The organism is Streptosporangium minutum (genome assembly GCF_002149035.1).
GTDB classification, from domain to species: Bacteria; Actinomycetota; Actinomycetes; order Streptosporangiales; family Streptosporangiaceae; genus Streptosporangium; species Streptosporangium minutum.
The window spans coordinates 12,863-31,575 of sequence record NZ_NGFP01000021.1 but is presented as its reverse complement, the minus strand read 5'-3'; the positions used below and the strand labels follow the sequence as shown (position 1 = coordinate 31,575).

The window sequence follows — 18,713 nt, the reverse complement described above, 5'->3', positions numbered from 1 at the left end:
ACCCACGGACGCCACGGTTCTTTAGTCTCACAGGCAACCGAGGAGATGACCCATGAGCGACGCGACCCGGCGGCCACCGGCAGGTCTGGACACGAGCGTGCCCAACGTCGCCCGGATGAACGACTACTTCCTCGACGGCAAGGACAACTTCGCGGCCGACCGCAGGGCCGCCGAGGAGGTGCTCGCCATCGCCCCGGAGATCAGGACGATGGCGAAGGAGGGCCAGGCCTTCCTCGGCCGGGCGGTCCGCCATCTCGTCGGACAGGGCATCACGCAGTTCCTCGCCATAGGCTCGGGACTCCCCACCCAGCACAACGTCCACCAGGTCGCGCAGTCCCTGGAGCCCGCCGCACGCGTGGTCTACGTCGCCGACGACCCGGTCGTGCTCTCCCACTCCCTGGCCCTGCTGGCCACCGACCCCCGCACCTCCGTCGTCAGGGGCGACGTGCTCCACCCCGACGAGCTGCTCGCGGACCCCGAGCTGCGGCGGCTCATCGACCTGGAGCGGCCGGTGGCCCTCCTGATCACCTCCGCGCTGCAGTTCATCCCCGACGAGGACGACCCGTTCAAGAGCGTCGCCCGGCTGCGCGACGCGGTGGCGGTCGGCAGCCACCTCGTCATCGCCCACGCCGTCTTCGACACCCGGCCCGAGGCGGCGGGGCCGCTCGTCGACATCTACCGCAAGGTCCTCGGCCGCAGCGAGGACGCCTCACGGACGCGCCAGCAGGTGCTGCGCTTCTTCGACGGGCTGGAACTCGTCGACCCGGGCCTGGTCTACCTCCGCCAGTGGCGTCCCGACAACCCGCTCGCCGCCCAGCGCCCGGAGAGGACCTGGACCGTGGCCGGGGTCGCCCGCAAGACCGACGGCTAATGGGAGCTACCGGGTCGGCTGTTCGGGCAGACCGGGCCGATCCCGCTGAACGGCAGATCACACCGGCGGGAGGCAGAAGACCCTCGGATCATCCGCCGGCGGCTGTCAGGCCCGACTCTGCCGAAGCGGCGGCTCCCGAGGCATCTCCGCCGGTGAGCGGCTCCAGCCCGGTCAGCGTGGCCGGTCGACCAGACCGACGGCGTCCCGCCGTACGGCGGAACGCCGTTGACAAGCGTAGAGATGCCCACCATTCGATCTTGGTCACGTCCTGTCACGTCTGGCGGCAGGCCGCTGGTTCGGGCCGCGGCGCAAGAATCACCGTTCGCCTGTTCTCCGAGCCCTGTGTCATGCCGCCAGGCTGTGCGCACGGCCGGCTTTGACGATCTAAAGACGCTCCCGAACCGCGATGTGCGCCGTCTCGCCGGGCATGCTCGGCCGGGTGAAGCGGGCCGGTCGGGGGTCACCACCTGTGGATAACGCGCGATGACCGCCGCCTTCGCATTACGCACCAAGTGCGGCAAACGGGCATGCACCGATGACGGTGGCTGTACCCTGATCAACTGTTCGTGCCAAGCAGGATGGCAGGAGACGGGGCATGACTTCGAGGCTGGCCGGTGACGTGGTCGGCGGGCGCTACCGGCTGGCTGCCGAACTGGGGTCCGGTGCTTTCGGGCGGGTCTGGCGGGCTCGCGACGAGACCCTCGACGTGGACGTTGCGATCAAGGAACTGCGGCTGCCGACAGGGATGCCGGAAACCGAACGAGCCGAGCGGCTGGCGCGCGCCACACGCGAGGCCCGCAATGCCGCCCGGTTACGCAAGCACGACGGAATCGTCGCGATCCACGACATTGTCATCGACGACGGCCTTCCCTGGATCGTCATGGAACTGGTCGACGGCTGCTCGCTGAGCGAGCACGTTGAGGAGCACGGACCTCTTCCGATGGGCAGGGCCGTCGAAGTCGCCGCGGCGCTGCTGACGACCGTCGGCGCAGCACACCGGGAAGGTGTCGTGCACCGCGACATCAAACCGGCCAACGTCATGCTCACCGGGAACGGGAAGGTCCTGCTCACCGACTTCGGGACAGCGATCCACCGCACCGACACCGCACTGACTGCCACCGGGATGTTCATCGGCTCGGCGGAGTACACGGCGCCCGAGCGGTTGCGTGGCAGCGACGGCCTTCCCGCCGGGGATCTGTTCTCCCTCGGCGTGACCCTTTACCAGGTCGTCGAGGGCGTCTCGCCGTTCCGCCGCGATACCCAGGAAGCGACGTTGGCCGCAGTGCTACTGGAGGAGGCCCCGGCGCCGCGACGAGCCGGGCCGCTCACGCAGCTGATCACCCGGCTTCTGGACAAGGACCCGGGCCGCAGGCCGACGGTCGGCGAAGCACTGGCCATGGCAGGTGACATCGCGGGTGAGCAGCCCGCAACCGAAGTCCACGTGCGGCGCGACACCAAGATCCTCCCAGCTCGGCCGAGGAAGTGGCCGCCCGTAGGTGTTGCGGCGCTGATGGTGGCCATATCGGCGATGGCGGTCATAACGGCGCTCGGCGTCGCCGGACTCCCTGACGCCGGCGCAACGTGGGGGCAATTCGAGGACCACATGGGCAGCGCCGTGGTCAGCGTCGCCGTTGCCGATGTCGTTCTCGTCGGCTTGGTGTGCGCCAGTCTCGCGCGGTTCCTGCCGGCGAACGTCGGCAAGATCGTCACTGCTGTCGTTGGTGTCGCCGGGCTCGTCTTCGGCTGTGGCGCGACTGCTTTCGCCTTCCACGGCGCCGGCGAGATCTTCCGGAACGCGATGGAGCTCTCCGGGCGAGAGTCCGCGACAGTGTCGCTGGTCTTGATCAGCATCGTCGTCCTCGTCGCTGTCGGGTCGGCCTGGAGCTCGCAGCGCGCAGATCGACGCGAAACGATCAGAGGTCGAACACGATCATGGCTGCCCGCACGGTCCGATCAGCGTCGGATACCGGGCTGATCGGGCCGAGCGACGTTGCGCGGGGTTTCCGACCTGGTGGAGTAGTCGACGTCGTCTTCGTCGACGACCTGGTCGGCGGGTGGGGGCGCGACCGTGACCGTGGAGCCCCAGCCGCTGTAGCGGGTATCGCTGGAGGAGTCGTCGAACATGTAGCCGTACATGTGGCCGGTCACCAGGCGGGTCACCAGCCCGCTGTCGTCCGTCCAAAGCCGCCAGGTGATTTTCGCTCGCTGCCGCTTGCTGTCCGGCGCAAAGAAGACCGTCCGCTCGCGGAAGGAGCGAGAGACCTTGTAGAGCTCGGCCTCGGTGATCGTGCCCCGGTACTGAGTGCCGCCCTGGCCGGGCAGGCGGTGGGTCGAGGTGCGCAGCAGGAACTCCAGGGTGGCCGGCTCGAACACGTTGATGAACTGGTCGCCGAAGGCGGTGCCCCACTTCTGCGAAGGCCTGTCAATGCCGGCACGCACCCACCTCTTGCCTTCGGGGAGATAGTCGTCGGCCGGGGTGACGTCGCGGTGGTAGTACTTCCCGCCAACGCTGATCATGTGCTGCACGTAGATGGGACTGTCGTTCTTGCGGGGCGGGCTGGAGGTGACGCGCCGCACGAAGTCCGCGGCGACGATGCCGGAGGGGCTGAACCGCAGTACGCCTTCGCGGCGCACGCTGTCCGTGCCCTTCCCCATGCCGAGCCGGACGGTCTCGGTAACCCGCACGCCGCGCCCGGCGCGAAACTGCTGCCTGAGCGCGTTCGCCGGATCGGCCGCGCGGAAGGAGACGGTGCTCGCCTGGGCGGGTGCGGGCAGAGTGTGCGCGGGCGGGACCAAGGCAGTGGCCGTGGCGCACGCGAGACCGGCGATGAAGCGCTTCACGTGATTGCTCCCGCATATGCCCCTCGCCTCATGCGAGAGGGATGAGAAGCATCTTGACAGGACAAGATCGCCGAAGCTGCCGGTATTCGGGGAGATATGCCCCGTTAACTGTGGAGGTTACGTGCAGAAACCGTCTTCGCCGCCTGCCGGCGCGGCCGACTCCTGGAAGATCCCCTTCCCCGGGGCATTCCCGGATCGATGGCGCGGCAGCGGGCACCGGCCCTTCACCGTTTTCAGGAAACGCGGGGGCATGACTGCTGGTAGGGCTCACCGGGAAGGTAGCGGCTCCACTCGGCCGGCGGCAGCGGGCCCCCAGCGTCGCACAGGGCTTTGGAAGGGTTCCCGAAGGCGGTCAGGTCCCATATCCGTGCCGTACTGTCCCAGGTGGCGCCGGCCAGCATGCGCCCGTCGGGGCTGAAGGCCACCGAGCCGACCACGTCGGCAGGCCCGTTCAGCGCTTCCCCGATGGGGCGACGCGTTGCGACATCCCACAACTGCACCGCGTTGGTGCCGCTGGCGCCGGCCAGCATGCGCCCGTCGGGGCTGAAGGCCACCGAGCCGACCCAGACGTCAGGCACGCTCATGGGGTTGCCGACCGGGCGGCGAGTGGCGACGTCCCACAGCCGAATCGTGTTGTCGCCGGCGGCACTGGCCACGGTATGACCGTCAGGGCTGAAGGCGACCGACCATACGGTGTCGGTGTGCCCACTCAGCGGTTCACCGAGGGGGCGGCGGGTGGCGACCTCCCACAGCCGGACCGTGTGGTCGGCGCCGCCGGTGGCCAGGATGTGCCCGTCCGGGCTGAAGGCCACCGCGTTGACCTCGGCGGTGTGGCCGGTCAGCGGTTCGCCGAGGGGACGGCGGGTGGCCACGTCCCACAGCCGGACCGTGTGGTCGTCCCCGCCGGAGGCCAGGGTGCGCCCGTCCGGGCTGAAGTCCACGCTGAGCGCGAGGGGGCCGGTCATCGGCTCACCGATCGGACGGCGGGTGGCCACGTCCCACAGCCGGACCGTGTGGTCGTCCCCGCCGGAGGCCAAGGTACGCCCATCGGGGCTGAAGACCACCGACTCGACCGCGTCGGTGTGGCCGGTGAGTGGTTTGCCGATGGGGCGGTGCGTGGCGCTGTCCCACAGCCGGACGGACTTGTCGCCTCCGCCGGTGGCCAGGGTGCGCCCGTCGGAGCTGAAGGTCGCCGCGTAGACCTCGGCGGTGTGGCCGATCAGCGGTTCACCGGCCGGACGATGGGCTGAGGCGTCCCATAACCGCACCGACGTATCAGCTCCGGCGCTGGCCACGGTGCGGTTGTCCGCCCTGAAGGCCACCGACCAGATGATGTCGGTGTGCCCGACGAGGGGTTCACCGACGGGGCTGCGCGTGGTCACATCCCACAACCGGACCACCCTGTCGGTGCCGCCGGAGGCCAAGGTACGCCCATCGGGGCTGAAGGCCACCGATGTGATCACTTCAGTGTGGCCGGTCAGTGGTTTGCCGAGCGGGCGGCGGCCGGCCACGTCCCACAGTCGAACGGTCTCATCTCCTCCGCCGGAGGCCAGGGTGCGCCCGTCCGGAGCGAACGCCACCACGTAGATTCTCTTGGTGTGGCCGGTCAGTGGTTTGCCGAGCGGGCGGCGGCCGGCGACGTCCCACAACCGGACGGTCTTGTCGACGCCGCCGGTGGCCAGGGTGCGCCCGTCCGGGGCGAACGCCACCGATGCGATCGCTTCAGTGTGGCCGGTCAGCGGTTTGCCGAGCGGGCGGCGGCCGGCGACGTCCCACAACCGGACGGTCTTGTCGACGCCGCCGGTGGCCAGGGTGCGCCCGTCCGGGGCGAACGCCACCGTATTGACCTCATCGGCAGAGCCGACCAGCGGATCCCCGATCGGACGCTGGGTGGCCACGTCCCACAGCCGGATGGTTCTGTCCTGGCTGCCCGTGGCGAGGGTGCGTCCGTCAGGGCTGAAGGCCACCGCGTAGATTCTCTCGGTATGGCCGGTCAGCGGTTCACCGATCGGACGGTGAGTGGCCACGTCCCACAGCCGGATCGACATGTCGTTTCCGCTGGAGGCCAGGGTGCGCCCGTCGGGGCTGAAGGCAACCGCCAAGACGGTGGCGGTATGGCCGTTGAGGACGGCGCGCCCGGAAGTGGCCAGGGCGGCCAGCATGCTGTAGCGGGCGTCATCGGTGGGAGCGAGACGATAGGCGGTCAGGGCCAGTCGCCGCGCGGTGACGGGATCGGCGCTCAGCAGTTGCTCGCTCTGCGCGACCAGCTGACGCGACAGGGCCAAGTTCTTCTGCGTCTCGGCCCTTCGCTGCTGGACACCGGCCCGTTCAGCGGCGTTGACGGCTGTGACGGCTGCGGCCGAAGTCGTCAGCGTCAAGACGGTCAGGCCTGCCATCGCGCCGCGCGCCAGTCGGATCGTCCGCCGCTGCCGGCGGACATCGTCGCCTTCGAGTTCGTCCTTGGTCAGGCCGTGCATGGGCGCGGCGAGCTCGGCGACCGCGTCGCGGAATCGGGGATTACGCAGCGTCAGATGGGTCTCCTGCTTGGCCCAGGTCATATCGAGATGCCGTGGTTCGGCCGCGAACACCCCGTGAAGGGCCGGGTGCGCGGCCGTGGAGGCCTCCCGGTCGAAGTCGCCGGTCTGCTCGTCCCACACCCATGTGCCGTCGGTGACCACCGGCAAGATCGTCTGCGATCCTTTGGTGGCGATCCAGCGTTCGATCTCCCTGCCCACCCAGAGCGATCGCGCCGCCTGAGGCGAGGCCAGCAACACCAGCCAGGACGAGCCGTCCAGGGCCGCGCAGATACTCGGCCACAGGCCGGCGCTGACCGCCAGGCCGGTCTGGTCGCGAAACACCTCCAGCGCCCGGCGTCGACGCCACGGCTTGGCCAGCCGCTGCAGGCCCTCCTGCAGCGCAGGCGCAAATGCGCCTTCCGCACTGTGCGAATAGGAGATGAACGCCGCATACCGCTTGGGTGGGTCGCTGCTCATCGGCGGCTCCACCGCAACCGGCGTCCGATCGCTCTGCTCACCTGGTGAGGTCATGGCCGGGCCTCGCTGACTATGACGTCGCTGATTCGATGACAGGGCCGCAGGCCACAACCGTGCGGCCCGCTCCGCTCGCAGGTCAAGCTGCGTGAGCGATGGAACACACGAAGAAGGACGGCCGAGGCGGCATGCGGGTTGCCGTGACCACGTCCGAGTCGCGGGTGTATCAGGCGATGACCGATGTGATGTCCCGCCGGTTGACCCGTCCGTCCGCGCCGTCGTGGCGGTCGACGTGCGCAGGCTCGAGGCGCGGCCGCCCGATCCCGGCATGTGGCCACTGGACAAGATCGACGCTCACGGGCAGGGGTTGACGTGCCGGATCGGGCAAATCCCCCCGGCGCGTCTCGTGCCCCTCGGCGGTGCGGAAGTGCCCCTCGGCGGTGTGACACCCGTCCCGGTCGAGGTGGCGATCCACGGTCACTTTGCGCCTCCCGCCTCGATGAAACAGGCTGTCCTGTTACGGCGATCGGCAGGAGAGAGCGGTTCGGCTCGTGCGCCGGTTTGGTGGATGGACAACCGAGAACGTGGAAGGCCTCATCTCCCACCGGGGGTGCCGGGGCGATTCGGTGTCATGCCGGGTTATCCGGCCACCAGGAGGCCGTCGCGTTCGACGGCCTCCAGGGAGAGCGTCTTGTAGCCGACCTCGTCGAACAGGACGGTGATCCGGTCGGCCTCCCTGCTCATCACCACCCCGGCGCCCCAGCTGCTGTGCCGGACGCCGGCGTGCATCGGAAAGGGCCCGTCGCCGGTCTCCGGCGGGGCGGACAGGCCCGCCCGGCAGGTGTCGCAGTCCCCGCAGGTGCGCTCGTACGGCTCGCCGAAGTACTCCAGCAGGAACCTGCGGCGGCAGCCGGTGGTCTCGGCGTAGCCGCGCATCATGTCGATGCGTGACTCGTCGATGCGGCGGCGGGTGTCGTCGAGTTCGACGGCGCGCGCGACGGCCTCCCGCGGCGCGGGGCCGCCGGAGACCTGGCGCAGGTCCCCCTCCCCGGTGACCTCGACCGCGCCGGCGCGCTCCAGCAGGTTCACCACCCGGGTCAGCCGGGTGGCGCCGACGTCCAGCAGGTCGCGCAGCCCGGCGGCCGGAACGGCGCCCCCGTGCTCGTGGATCAGCGTGGCGGTCCGCAGCAGGAGCTCCTCGTCGGCCCGCCCCCCGGCGAAGAACCTGCGCAGCCCGAGATCCTCCGGACGGTAGAACAGCACCGCCGAGGCCGGGGCCTGGTCCCGGCCGGCGCGGCCGATCTCCTGGTAGTAGGAGTCCGGTGACTCCGGTGGCGCGGCGTGCAGCACGAACCGCACATCCGGCTTGTCGATGCCCATGCCGAACGCCGAGGTCGCCACGACGACGTCGAGCTCGTCGTCGCGGAACATCCCGTGGACGCGGTGGCGGTCGGCGGCCTTCATCCCCGCGTGGTACGGCTCGACCCGGCGGCCCGCCTCCCGCAGCGCGGCGGCGTACTCCTCGGCGGCACGGCGGGTGGCGACGTAGACCAGCCCGAGCCCGGGACGGGAGGCGGCGTCCTCCACCAGCGCCCGCCGCAGGTCCTCCTGCGAGACGAACCGGCGGACCTCCAGGTCCAGGTTGGGACGGTCGAAGCCGCGCACGATCTGGCGGACGTCCGACAGGCCCAGGGCCGTGACGATCTCCTCGCGGACCGACGGGGTCGCCGTGGCGGTCAGCGCCACCACCGGGGGGTGGCCGAGCCGCTCGATGACCTGTCCCAGCCGCAGGTAGTCGGGCCGGAAGTCGTGTCCCCACGCGGACACGCAGTGGGCCTCGTCGATGGCGATCAGCGAGGGGCGGGCGGCACGGAGCCGCTCGACCGTCTCCGGCTTGGCGAGCTGCTCGGGCGAGAGGAAGACGAACTCGGTCCTGCCCGCCCGCACCGACTCAAGGGAGGCCTCGGTGCCGGCCTGCGCGGAGTTGACCGCGACCGCCCCGCCGGCGTCGGCCTCCCGCAGCCCGGCCACCTGGTCGCGCTGGAGCGCGATCAGCGGCGAGACGACCACCGTCGGCCCGTCCAGCAGCAGGGCCGGCACCTGGTAGACGGCGGACTTGCCGCTGCCGGTCGGCATGACCACGAGCGCGTCGCCGCCGCCCAGCAGGTGGCGCATGGCGTCAAGCTGTCCCGGCCGCAGGTCCCGCCACCCGAAGACCTTGCGGGCCACCGCCCTCAGCCGCCGCGCCCGCAGTCCGGAGCCGTCCCTCACACCCATGCCGCTTCCCTTCTCCGTGTACCGCGCCGGTTACCCGTGGATGGGCGCGGTACTCGTGATCGGCGGAAGGACATGATGAGGGGCGCCTGCGAAGGGCGCCCCTCACCCGCTCAGCTCGGTGACGCCCCGGCGGCGGGGAGCAGAACCGCGTCGATCAGGTAGACGGTGGCGTTGGCGGTCTGGATGTTGCCGCACAGGACCTTGGCCTCGTCGTTGACGGTGTAGTCCTCACCGGAGCCCTTGACGGTCAGCGTGCCGCCCCCGAGCGTGCTCAGCGTGGCCTCGGTGAGCTCCTCGGGGGTCTTCTTCCCCTCGACGACGTGGTAGGAAAGGATCTTGGTGAGCTGCGCCTTGTCGGACAGGACCTTGGCGAGCATCTCCTTCGGGATCTTGCTGAACGCCTCGTTGGTGGGAGCGAACACCGTGATCTCCTTGGCGGAGTTCAACGTGTCGACCAGCCCGGCCTTCTTGACCGCCGCGGCCAGGGCGGACAGCTGCGGGATATGGGACGCCGCAGTGGCGACCGGTTCCTTGGCCATGCTCTCCGGGCTTCCCTCGCCGCTGGTGGGCAGGGAGGAACAGCCCGGGCCGAAGGGTTTGGTCATGGCGCCGGGCGACTCCGAGGTCATGTCGGTGGGCGACTCGGAGGTCATGTCCGTGGGCGACTCGGAGGTCATGTCCGTAGGCATGGGCGTGGGAGAGACCCTGAGGATGGAACCCGTGGTGACCGCCTGGGCGGCGGCCGGGGCGGCGGCCAGGGCCAGCGCGGTCAGAGCCGAGGCGAGAAGAGATTTCTTCTTCACAATGATCTCCTTGGATGGACGGATGAGTCCTCCTGGACCCATCCGCCGGGCCCCGGGTCACTCATCGATCTTTCGTAGATCAATGCCCTCCGATGTCACGTTAAATGCCCCATAGTGTGACTCTTGACTACATATCTCCCTGCATGAAGAGATGTTGGTCCGCCGGTCGGCTCGGATCGGTCAGCCCAGATCGGCCAGTACGGCGGCGGCGGCACGCCGGCCGGAGACCAGGGCACCCTGCTGGGAGCCGGTGTCGCGGTGATCGCCGCACACGTAGCGGCCGGGCGAGAGACGGACCGGCCGGCGCAGCGGGAAGGGCGGCGTCATCGCGGGCAGCGCGGCCTCGATCGGATAGGTCGCCAGGTGCCGCCAGGCGGAGGTGTCCGTCCCGTAGATCTGGGCCAGCCGCGACCGGACCCCCGGCTCGTCGGCGTCGGACAGGACCCCCAGGAGCGAGGTGGAGATCAGGGCGCGGCCGTCCGGGGAGTATCCGGGCGCGACGTCGGTGACGACCAGGGTGTCGGTGATCAAGCCCTCGGCGTCGACGATCTGCGTGGGCTCCCCCAGCGGCGAGCGGGCGGCGACGTGGTAGAAGGTCGTCACCGCGCGCATCTCCGGAATCCTCAATCCGGGACAGAGACCGGCCGCCGCGGCCGGGTCGGTCGCCACGACGACCGCGCGGGCCGGGATCGTCTCGCCCCCGGCCGTCCTCACCCCGTCCTCCGTCACCGCCGCGACCGGGGTGCCCAGTGACAGCGCCTCGGCCGGGAGGCGGGCGGCGAGCTGCCGGGGGATCTCCCCCATGCCGAGCGCCGGCAGCCCGACCGTGCCCCGGGCGAAGGCCCGCCAGAGCAGGTGGAAGAACCGGCTGGAGGTCTGGAGCTCCCGTTCGAGCACCACTCCGGACAGGAAGGGGCGGAACAGCTTGTCGATCATCTTGGACGAGATGCCCCAGTGCCGCAGCTCCGCCTCCGTGGTGCGTTCGGTGCCGCCCCGCAGCCGGCCGGCGGGGAAGGCGATGTCCCGTGCCGTCAGCGCGGCCAGGGCGGCCTTGTCGCGCGGCGACCCCACATCCGCCAGCACCCCGCTGAGCGCGTGCTCGGGATGCCGCCAGGGCAGCATGAAGCGCTCCCGCCGCCCCCGGTCGAAGACGATCACCCCCGAGGCGATCGCCCCCAGATCCAGGGCGCCGATGTCGAGGACCCGGCCGGCCTCCGGGTAGGCGGTGTTGAACACCTGGAAACCGCGGTCCAGCCGGAAGCCGTCCACGATGTCGGTGCGCACCCGCCCGCCCACCTCCCCGGCGGCCTCGACGACCCGGACCGGCACCCCTGCGGCGTGCAGCCGTACCGCGCATGACAGACCGGCGAGCCCGGCTCCGACGACGACCACGGTGTCCGACATGACCCATCCCCCTTGTGTTCACAGCGGCGTGTCCGCTGCGAGGTGCCCGCAGCGACACGGAGCGACAAGATCCACCACCTGTGACCTCGGGTGGCGAGCCGCCGGGGGACGCGTCTGCGTCCAAGTCTGCCGTACGGCCTACGCCAGCTTCACGGTGATCTCCCCGCCGAGCCGGAACCCACCGGACAGCTCCAGGTCGTCACCGCTCCAGAACCGGCCCGGGTCGTACCAGTTCGGCCGGCGACCGCCGGGGAGCAGCCCCATCGCCTCGTAGGTGACGGCGACGACCTCCGCGCAGTAGGCGCTCTCCAGCGCGCTCTCCTCGGCGCCCCGCTTCAGGAGCCTCGGCACCCGCCCGCGGAACCAGCGACCGGCGAGCCGGGCGGTGGAGGGGAAGGGGGTGCCGTCCAGGCGTGCGACGGTACGCAGGACCGCGTCCTCCATCTCACGGGTGACCTGGGGTTCGAGCTGGCGCAGCCAGCCGCGCTGGCCGTACCTGGTGGCCCACACGCAGACCGCCTCGCGCAGGTCGTGCAGCTGGACCCCGCGCTGGTGGGTCCCGGACCACAGGTCGGGCAGCGACCGGCCGAGTTCGGCGTGCCACATCAACGGCGGCATGTCGTCGATGACGACGGACATGCCGACATGGTTGACGGGACTGTTCGTCACGGTCTGGATGGCTCGATCGGGCACGGTGCGGCCGCGGAACAGCCACACGTCGCCGGTACGGGTCAGGTCGACCGCCTCGTCGAGGCTGATGCTCTTGCCGGGCATCTCTGTAGCCTAGGCACATGCGGTGGTGGAAGATACTCGGCCTGGCAGGTGTCGCGGGCGTGGCGGCGACCGGAGCGGTGATCGCCCGGGCGGAACGGCGGCGGCAGGCCTACACTCCGGACGAGATCCGCGAGCGGCTCCGCGCCCGCCTGGAGGAGGCCTCGGAGAACGAGCGGAAGGCGCTCGGCCAGGCCCCCGACCTGGTCGGGCCGGTGGCCCCGATCCCGGCGGCCGGCCCGGCCGGCGTCGCCGCGGGATCGGGTGCTCCCGCGATCCGGAGACGCCTGCTTGACCGGGTGAGCCGCATGGGCCGCCGGCTGTCGCGCCGCGGGCGCCGATGATACGTCGACCTCGGTCCTACCGGCGCCGGTCAGGGATCTTCGAGCCCTTCCGCCGAGCGCTCACCGGACAGGACACGGTCGTGCAGGCATCGATGACCGGGCCACGAGTCCTCGGCGGCCTCAAGGTATGAGAAGGACGCGGCCGAGCTGGGAGCGGCTCTCCATGATCCGATGCGCCTCGGCCGCCTCGTCGAGCGGTAGCCGGGCATGCAGTGCGGCCCGCAGCCTGCCCTCGACCGCATGCCGCGCGACTGCTTCCATGTCTTCGCGCGCCTGCTCCGGCGCGGCCGCGCGCCAGGCGAGCAGTGAGAAGGCGGCTACCGATTTCATCGCGAAAAGGCTGGTCAGTGGGATGTCGGTCGCCTCGCCGCCAGCCGCCCCGTAGACGACGGCCCGGCCGAGCGGCGCCAAGAGGTCGAGGCTGCGTGCCAGGACGCGGCCGCCCACGGAGTCCAGCACGACATCGACTCCTCCTGGCGCGACCTCGCGCACTCGTTCGTGCCAATCCTCCGCGGAGTAGTCGACGGCCGCGTCCGCGCCGAGTGTGCGGGTGAAGTCGAGCTTGCCGGGTGAGCCGGCTGCGGCGATCACGGTGCCGGCGCCGGAGATCCTGGCGAGCTGCACGGCCAGGTGGCCTATGCCTCCCGCGGCGGCGTGGACGAGCACGGTCTCGCCGGGCGCCGGCCGGGCGGCGCGCAGCGCGCCCAGCGCCACGGGGGCGCCCATCGGCAGCGTGCTGGCGGTGGCGTCGTCGATCCCCTCCGGCACGGGCGCGAGCCACTCGGTGTCGGCGACGACGTGGTCGGCGAAGGCGTCCTCGGCCAGCGCGGCGACCCGCCGGCCGGTGAGGCCGGGGTCGGCGCCGGGCCCCACCGCGTCGACCGTGCCGACCACGTCGCCGGTGAGCACGCCGGGCAGGTCGCGGCGGTAGATCCCGCCGGCTTCCGGCCCCTGACGGAACTTCACGTCGACGAAGTTGGCGCCGATGGCCTCGGCGCGGATGCGCACCTGGCCGGGGCCCGGGCTGGGGATCTCCGTCTCCTCCATGGTGAGCACCTCGGGGCCGCCATAGGCGTGGTAACGGATTCGGCGCATGCTGTCCTCCCGCATCGGGGTTAAAGTGGACCTGCGGTCAAGTTCGACACGAACGTACTTGACCGACGGTCCAGTTGTCCATGGGAAAGAGGAGCCGATGATCGAGGAGCGTCGCGAACGCGCCGACGCGGCACGCAACCGCCGTGCCATCCTGCGGGCGACCGAGGAACTGCTCGCCCGCCACCGGCCCGAGCAGATCTCCATGGAACAGGTCGCCGCCGCGGCCGGGGTCGGCAAGGGCACGGTGTTCCACCGCTTCGGCAGCCGGATGGGGCTGATGGTCGCGCTGATGCAGGAGCGGGCCTACGCCCTGGAGGAGGCCGTGGCGAGCGGGCCTCCGCCGCTGGGGCCCGGCGCCCCGCCCGAGGAGCGGCTGACGGCTTTTCTGGACGCCATCGTTGACGTCGTCGGCCGCAACAAAGGGCTCCTCGCGGCACTTGGCCACGCCGCTACGGCGACCCCCAGGCCGGAGTGGAAGGAGCAGAACGGACATCGGGACGGCGGTGACAGTGCTGACAGCGCTGACCATGCTCCGGGCTCGCGGGACGGCCATCCCGTCTACCGATTCTGGCACGGCCATACCAGCACGCTGATCGCCGCCAGGCGTCCCGACCTGGACGGGGAACTGCTGGCGCACATCCTGCTGGGCAGCCTTCAGAGCGAACCGGTCCTGCGGCTGCTGGAGCGCGGAGAGGCGTCCCGGCTGGCCGCGTCGCTGCGCGTCATGGCGGCCGGGATGCTCGCGTCCCCCGCCCCCACCTGAGGCAGGCGGGCGGAGAAGCCGTGCGTCTCTCGACCGCCACGACGCGGCACAGGTCATGGTTGCCCGACCGGCGGGCCCGGGATCGCCGTCCCGGCTCGGTGCCGGCCCCCTCCCGGCGGCCGGGCACGGCGAGAAGTCGCAGGCCCGGGGGCGAAGTGCGGGGCGATGGCTAAAGTTCTGCCTGTTTGCGGGTAGGTACCGTTTGGCCGTGATGACATAAGGAGATCGCAATGACGCACGAGCGCGCGGGGAAGATCGCCCAGCCCTCCGATCTGGTTGACGTGGCCCGCCTGGTGACCGCCTACTACACCCTCCACCCCGACCCCCAGGAGGTCGGCCAGCGGGTGTCGTTCGGCACGTCGGGGCACCGCGGCTCCTCGCTGAACGTCGCCTTCAACGAGGACCACATCCTCGCGACCAGCCAGGCCATCGTGGAATACCGCGCGGCGCGGGGAGTGGACGGGCCGCTGTTCCTCGGCGCCGACAGCCACGCGCTCTCGGAGCCCGCCCAGGTGTCGGCGCTGGAGGTGTTCGCGGCCAACGGGGTGAGGGTGCTGATCGACAGCCGTGACGGCTACACCCCGACGCCCGCGGTCTCCCACGCGATCCTCACCCACAACCGCGGGCGCACGACAGGTCTGGCCGACGGTGTGGTGGTGACCCCCTCGCACAACCCGCCCGGCGACGGCGGCTTCAAGTACAACCCGCCGAACGGCGGCCCGGCCGACACCGACGCCACCTCGTGGATCCAGGACCGGGCCAACACGTTGATCGCGGGCGGTCTCAAGGAGGTCAGGCGGATCCCCTACGCCAGGGCCCTGGCCGCCGACACGACCGGCCGTCACGACTTCCTCGGCGCCTACGTGGACGACCTGCCGTCGGTGCTGGACATCGACGCGATCCGGGAGGCGGGGGTGCGCATCGGCGCCGACCCGCTGGGCGGGGCGAGCGTGGCCTACTGGGGGGAGATCGCCGGGCGGCACCGGCTGGACCTGACGGTGGTCAACCCGCTGACCGACCCGACGTGGCGGTTCATGACGCTGGACTGGGACGGCAAGATCCGGATGGACTGCTCGTCGCCGTACGCCATGGCCTCCCTCATCGCCAACCGCGACGCGTTCGACGTCTCCACGGGCAACGACGCCGACGCCGACCGGCACGGCGTCGTCACCCCCGACGGGGGCCTGCTCAACCCCAACCACTATCTCGCCGTGGCGATCTCCTACCTCTACTCCCACCGCCCGGACTGGCCCGCGGACGCCGGGGTCGGCAAGACGCTGGTGAGCAGCGGCATGATCGACCGGGTGGCCGCCGATCTGGGCAGGCGGCTGATGGAGGTGCCCGTCGGGTTCAAGTGGTTCGTGCCGGGACTGCTCGACGGTTCGCTCGGTTTCGGCGGCGAGGAGAGCGCGGGGGCGTCGTTCCTGCGCCGCGACGGGTCGGTGTGGACCACCGACAAGGACGGGATCATCCTGGCGCTGCTGGCCTCCGAGATCATCGCGACCACCGGCCGCTCGCCGAGCGAGCATTACGCCGGGCTGGTGTCCAGGTTCGGCGATCCGGCCTACGCCCGGGTCGACGCTCCCGCGACCCGGGAGGAGAAGGCGGTGCTCGGCAGGCTCTCGGCCGACCAGGTCACCGCCGACACGCTCGCCGGCGAGCCGATCAGGGAGGTGCTCACCTCGGCGCCCGGCAACGGCGCCCCCATCGGCGGGGTGAAGGTCAGCACGGACAGCGCCTGGTTCGCCGCCCGGCCCTCCGGCACCGAGGACGTGTACAAGATCTACGCCGAGTCCTTCAAGGGGCCCGAGCACCTCGCCGAGGTGCAGGAGGCGGCCAGGGACCTGGTGTCGGAGTCGCTGAAGTAGGCACGGAGCCCGGCCGGGCGGCCCGGCGGCGGCCCGGCCGGGTGATCTCCGGCGGCGGTTCCGGAGGACGGGCCCCCGGCAGGCCGGGCGGCCCCGGTCAGGTGAACATCCGCCAGGCGGCGGGCACGACCGTCCAGCGGCGCCGGGTCGTCGGGCCGGTCAGCTCGCCGTCGGCGTTCACCGGCACGCGCTCGCCCTCCACCGCCACCTCGCGGCCGCGGCCGGTGACGACGTCGCGCAGCTCCGGGTGGGTGCCCCTGCGCAGTCGCAGCGCGTAGGAGAGCCGCTCCACCGGCCCTGTCGTCAGCGCGACGACGACGTCCACCATGCCGTCGTCGGGCCTGGCCTGAGGGGTCAGCGGGGTGCCACCGCCGATGGTGACGCCGTTGCCGATGCCGACCATGAGCACCGGACGGCCCTCGGCCAGCGGCCGGCCGTCCACGGTCACCCGCAGCCGCCAGCCGGGGCTCCGCACGCCCGCCAGCAGCCCGCCGACCGCGTAGGCGAACCGTCCGAGTCCGGGCTTGAGCGGCTTGGCCTGCTCGGAGGCCTCCGCTCCGACGCCGAGGTGCACCGCGTTGACCACGATCCCGCCCTCGTCGTCCACCAGGAGGTCGAGCGGATGGGGCCGCCCGGCGAGCACGATGCGGGCCGCCACCTCGGGGTCCAGCGGAATGCCCAGGCCGCGGGCGAAGTCGTTGCCGGTGCCCAGCGGGACCAGGCCCACGGTACGGGCGTCCAGCTCGCCGCGCCGGTGCAGAGCTGCGACCGTCACGTGCAGCGACCCGTCGCCGCCCAGCACGACCACGTCGCGGCCGGGATGGGCGTCGAGCATCTCGTCCAGGTCCTTCTGCCCCGCGGGCGCCTCCACCACGTCGGCGCCGCCGCGGAGCACCTCCAGGACCGCCGTCCTGGCGGCGTCGTCCACGCCGCCCGCCTCCTCGTTGTAGATCACCAGCAACTCGGCCATGCCGTCCCTCCAACTGATCGCCTGATGGCTGCCTGCCCTCGGGAGCGGCGATCACGCGCGGGTCAGCCCAGCCTCCACCAGTGGACGCCCAGCCAGAGGCCGGCTCCGACTCCGAGCAGGGCGGCCAGGAGATACACCGCGGCGGTCGAGGTGTCCGAGAGGTAGCCGTTGCCCGCGACGAGTATCGCCATGATCACCAGGCCCAGCATGCCCACCCCCAGCCCCCCGGCGAGGCCGATCCCGCAGGCCCTCAGCACGCGGGACAGGCCGCCGGCCCGCCCGCGGACCGGCGCCATGACGGACATCAGCCGCTCGGCGACGAGCGCGGGGTCCTCGTCGAGCCGGCCGGCGACGAGCTGGGTGGTCACCCCGCCCGGCACCGGCTCGCTCAGGCAGATCCACTGACGGTCGTGCGCGAAGACAGCGGCCTCCCCCGCCCCCGGGAAGCCCAGCCAGAGGAACGGCGCGCCCTCGGGGAACTCCCTGAGCCCGTGGCGGACGACCGGGGCGTTCGCGTCGAGCGCGGCGCCCAGTGCTCTCAGCGCCCGTTCCTCCCCCGAGTCACCCACGACGACCTCCCTGCCCCCCTCTTATTACCCATCTTCGTACGGCACGGCACGGAGGTTGCGCCGGGTCCGCCCGGCCCTCGGCGACAGGGCGCCCCCTGGATGTGACGCCCTACTCCCCCGGGCGCACGCCGAGGGCCGGGGCCAGCTCGGCGAGCTGATCGACGCCGCCGCGCAGGTCGGTGGGGAGCGGCTGGACGGCGACGTGGTCCGCCCCGGCGTCGAGATGCGCGCCGATCCGCCGGGCGACGGTTTCCGTGTCGCCCCACGCGACGATCGCGTCCACCAGCCGGTCGCTGCCGCCGCCGGTGAGGTCGTGATCCTGGTAGCCGAGGTGGAGCAGGTTGCTGACGTAGTTCGGCAGCTTCAGATAGGGGTCCATGTGCGCGCGGGCGATCTCTCTGGCCTTGGCCGGGTCGCGCTCCAGGACCACGGCCTGCTCGGGGGCGAGGATCGGGGCCGAGCCGAGGATCTCGCGGGCCCGCGCGGTGTGCTCCGGCGGTACGAAGTACGGGTGGGCGCCGTCGGCCCTGTCCCGGGCGAGCTCCAGCATCCGGGGCCGCAGGGCCGCCAGCAGCCTGGGCGTGGGCGGGTCGTCGACGAGCATCAGGTCGGCCGCGGCGGTGTCCATCGCGTCGAGGTAGGCGCGCATCGCGGCGAGGGGACGCGTGTAGTCGTGGCCCCGCTGGGAGACGAGGGGGGCGTGGCTGACCCCGATGCCCAGGGCGAACCGCCCCGGGTAGGCCTCGCCGTACGACTTCCCCCCGGCGGCCATGGCGGTCGCGTCCCGTGCCCAGATGTTGGCGATGCCGGTGGCCACCGAGATGCGCTCGGTGGCCGCGAGCAGGATGCCCGCGGCGCTGAACGCCTCTCTGGTCCCCGGCGCCTCACCGAACCACAGCGTGCCGTAGCCGAGCGCTTCGATCTCCACCGCCGCCCGCCGTACGGCCGGGGCCGGGGCCCGTCCGAGCAGGGGATGCCACACACCGATCCGGCCGATGCCCATCGCCGTCTCCGATCCAGCTCTGCCAAAGTGTTCGATTGAGATAGAACATACCTCGATGTTCGATSATSATCGAACATCGAGGCGGCCCGGCGCGCCGGCCGCGGCCCTTGAGGCCGGGTACGGGGGCACGGGCACCGGCGGAGG

At 71.5% G+C, this 18,713-nt stretch carries 16 protein-coding genes; 5 read left to right on the top strand and 11 right to left on the bottom strand.

Going from position 1 to position 18,713, the window contains the following annotated elements:
• The first annotated feature begins 52 nt into the window (after window positions 1–52).
• Together CA984_RS07200 and CA984_RS07195 are read left to right on the top strand one after the other, a co-directional pair.
• Window positions 53–871: an SAM-dependent methyltransferase gene (locus tag CA984_RS07200; protein WP_086569529.1), complete on the top strand. Its 819-nt coding sequence runs from the start codon at window positions 53–55 to the stop codon at window positions 869–871.
• Window positions 872–1,466: 595 nt separating this feature from the next.
• Complete coding sequence (locus CA984_RS07195) at window positions 1,467–2,846, top strand: serine/threonine-protein kinase (RefSeq protein WP_086569527.1); 1,380 nt, start codon at window positions 1,467–1,469, stop codon at window positions 2,844–2,846.
• Here the strand turns inward: CA984_RS07195 and CA984_RS07190 are convergent.
• The 7 genes from CA984_RS07190 to CA984_RS07165 all read right to left on the bottom strand — a co-directional run bounded on the left by CA984_RS07190 (window position 2,825) and on the right by CA984_RS07165 (window position 11,960).
• Window positions 2,825–3,712 (bottom strand): hypothetical protein, encoded by an 888-nt coding sequence (locus CA984_RS07190; protein ID WP_086569524.1) that lies wholly within the window; start codon window positions 3,710–3,712, stop codon window positions 2,825–2,827. The genes CA984_RS07195 and CA984_RS07190 overlap by 22 nt on opposite strands.
• Window positions 3,713–3,945: 233 nt before the next feature.
• Window positions 3,946–6,705 (bottom strand): TIR domain-containing protein, encoded by a 2,760-nt coding sequence (locus CA984_RS07185; protein ID WP_165781142.1) that lies wholly within the window; start codon window positions 6,703–6,705, stop codon window positions 3,946–3,948.
• A 223-nt stretch (window positions 6,706–6,928) separates the two neighbouring features.
• Window positions 6,929–7,183, bottom strand: a complete 255-nt coding sequence (locus tag CA984_RS45930) for a hypothetical protein (RefSeq protein WP_165781141.1) — start codon at window positions 7,181–7,183, stop codon at window positions 6,929–6,931.
• Window positions 7,184–7,341: 158 nt separating this feature from the next.
• Complete coding sequence (locus CA984_RS07180) at window positions 7,342–8,979, bottom strand: RecQ family ATP-dependent DNA helicase (RefSeq protein WP_086569520.1); 1,638 nt, start codon at window positions 8,977–8,979, stop codon at window positions 7,342–7,344.
• Window positions 8,980–9,089: 110 nt separating this feature from the next.
• Entirely contained in the window at window positions 9,090–9,782 is a 693-nt protein-coding gene (locus CA984_RS07175) for a fasciclin domain-containing protein (RefSeq protein ID WP_242675794.1), read from the bottom strand.
• Between the two features lie 180 nt (window positions 9,783–9,962).
• Complete coding sequence (locus CA984_RS07170) at window positions 9,963–11,186, bottom strand: NAD(P)/FAD-dependent oxidoreductase (RefSeq protein ID WP_086569517.1); 1,224 nt, start codon at window positions 11,184–11,186, stop codon at window positions 9,963–9,965.
• Window positions 11,187–11,324: 138 nt separating this feature from the next.
• Complete coding sequence (locus CA984_RS07165; protein WP_086569515.1) at window positions 11,325–11,960, bottom strand: hypothetical protein; 636 nt, start codon at window positions 11,958–11,960, stop codon at window positions 11,325–11,327.
• Between the two features lie 17 nt (window positions 11,961–11,977).
• On the opposite strand from CA984_RS07165, the gene CA984_RS07160 reads away from it, so the two are divergent.
• The gene (locus tag CA984_RS07160) at window positions 11,978–12,301 is read left to right on the top strand and encodes a hypothetical protein (RefSeq protein ID WP_086569513.1); all 324 of its coding nucleotides are present in this window, start codon (window positions 11,978–11,980) and stop codon (window positions 12,299–12,301) included.
• A gap of 120 nt (window positions 12,302–12,421) precedes the next feature.
• Here the strand turns inward: CA984_RS07160 and CA984_RS07155 are convergent, their stop codons facing one another.
• Window positions 12,422–13,396, bottom strand: coding sequence for a quinone oxidoreductase family protein (locus CA984_RS07155; protein ID WP_086569581.1), 975 nt, complete (start codon window positions 13,394–13,396; stop codon window positions 12,422–12,424).
• A 97-nt stretch (window positions 13,397–13,493) separates the two neighbouring features.
• Between CA984_RS07155 and CA984_RS07150 the strand changes: the two genes are divergently transcribed.
• Window positions 13,494–14,159 (top strand): TetR/AcrR family transcriptional regulator, encoded by a 666-nt coding sequence (locus CA984_RS07150; protein ID WP_086569511.1) that lies wholly within the window; start codon window positions 13,494–13,496, stop codon window positions 14,157–14,159.
• A 230-nt stretch (window positions 14,160–14,389) separates the two neighbouring features.
• Window positions 14,390–16,027 carry a phosphoglucomutase (alpha-D-glucose-1,6-bisphosphate-dependent) gene (pgm, locus tag CA984_RS07145; RefSeq protein WP_086569509.1) on the top strand — a complete coding sequence of 546 codons (1,638 nt, stop codon included), beginning with the start codon at window positions 14,390–14,392 and terminating at the stop codon, window positions 16,025–16,027.
• A gap of 97 nt (window positions 16,028–16,124) precedes the next feature.
• Here the strand turns inward: pgm and CA984_RS07140 are convergent, their stop codons facing one another.
• From CA984_RS07140 to CA984_RS07130, 3 genes are all read right to left on the bottom strand, one after another.
• Window positions 16,125–16,997: a diacylglycerol/lipid kinase family protein gene (locus tag CA984_RS07140; RefSeq protein WP_086569507.1), complete on the bottom strand. Its 873-nt coding sequence runs from the start codon at window positions 16,995–16,997 to the stop codon at window positions 16,125–16,127.
• A gap of 62 nt (window positions 16,998–17,059) precedes the next feature.
• Window positions 17,060–17,566: a hypothetical protein gene (locus tag CA984_RS07135; RefSeq protein ID WP_086569505.1), complete on the bottom strand. Its 507-nt coding sequence runs from the start codon at window positions 17,564–17,566 to the stop codon at window positions 17,060–17,062.
• Between the two features lie 109 nt (window positions 17,567–17,675).
• On the bottom strand, window positions 17,676–18,569 hold the full coding sequence (locus tag CA984_RS07130; protein ID WP_086569504.1) for an LLM class F420-dependent oxidoreductase: 894 nt from the start codon (window positions 18,567–18,569) through the stop codon (window positions 17,676–17,678).
• Between the last annotated feature and the right edge of the window lie 144 nt (window positions 18,570–18,713).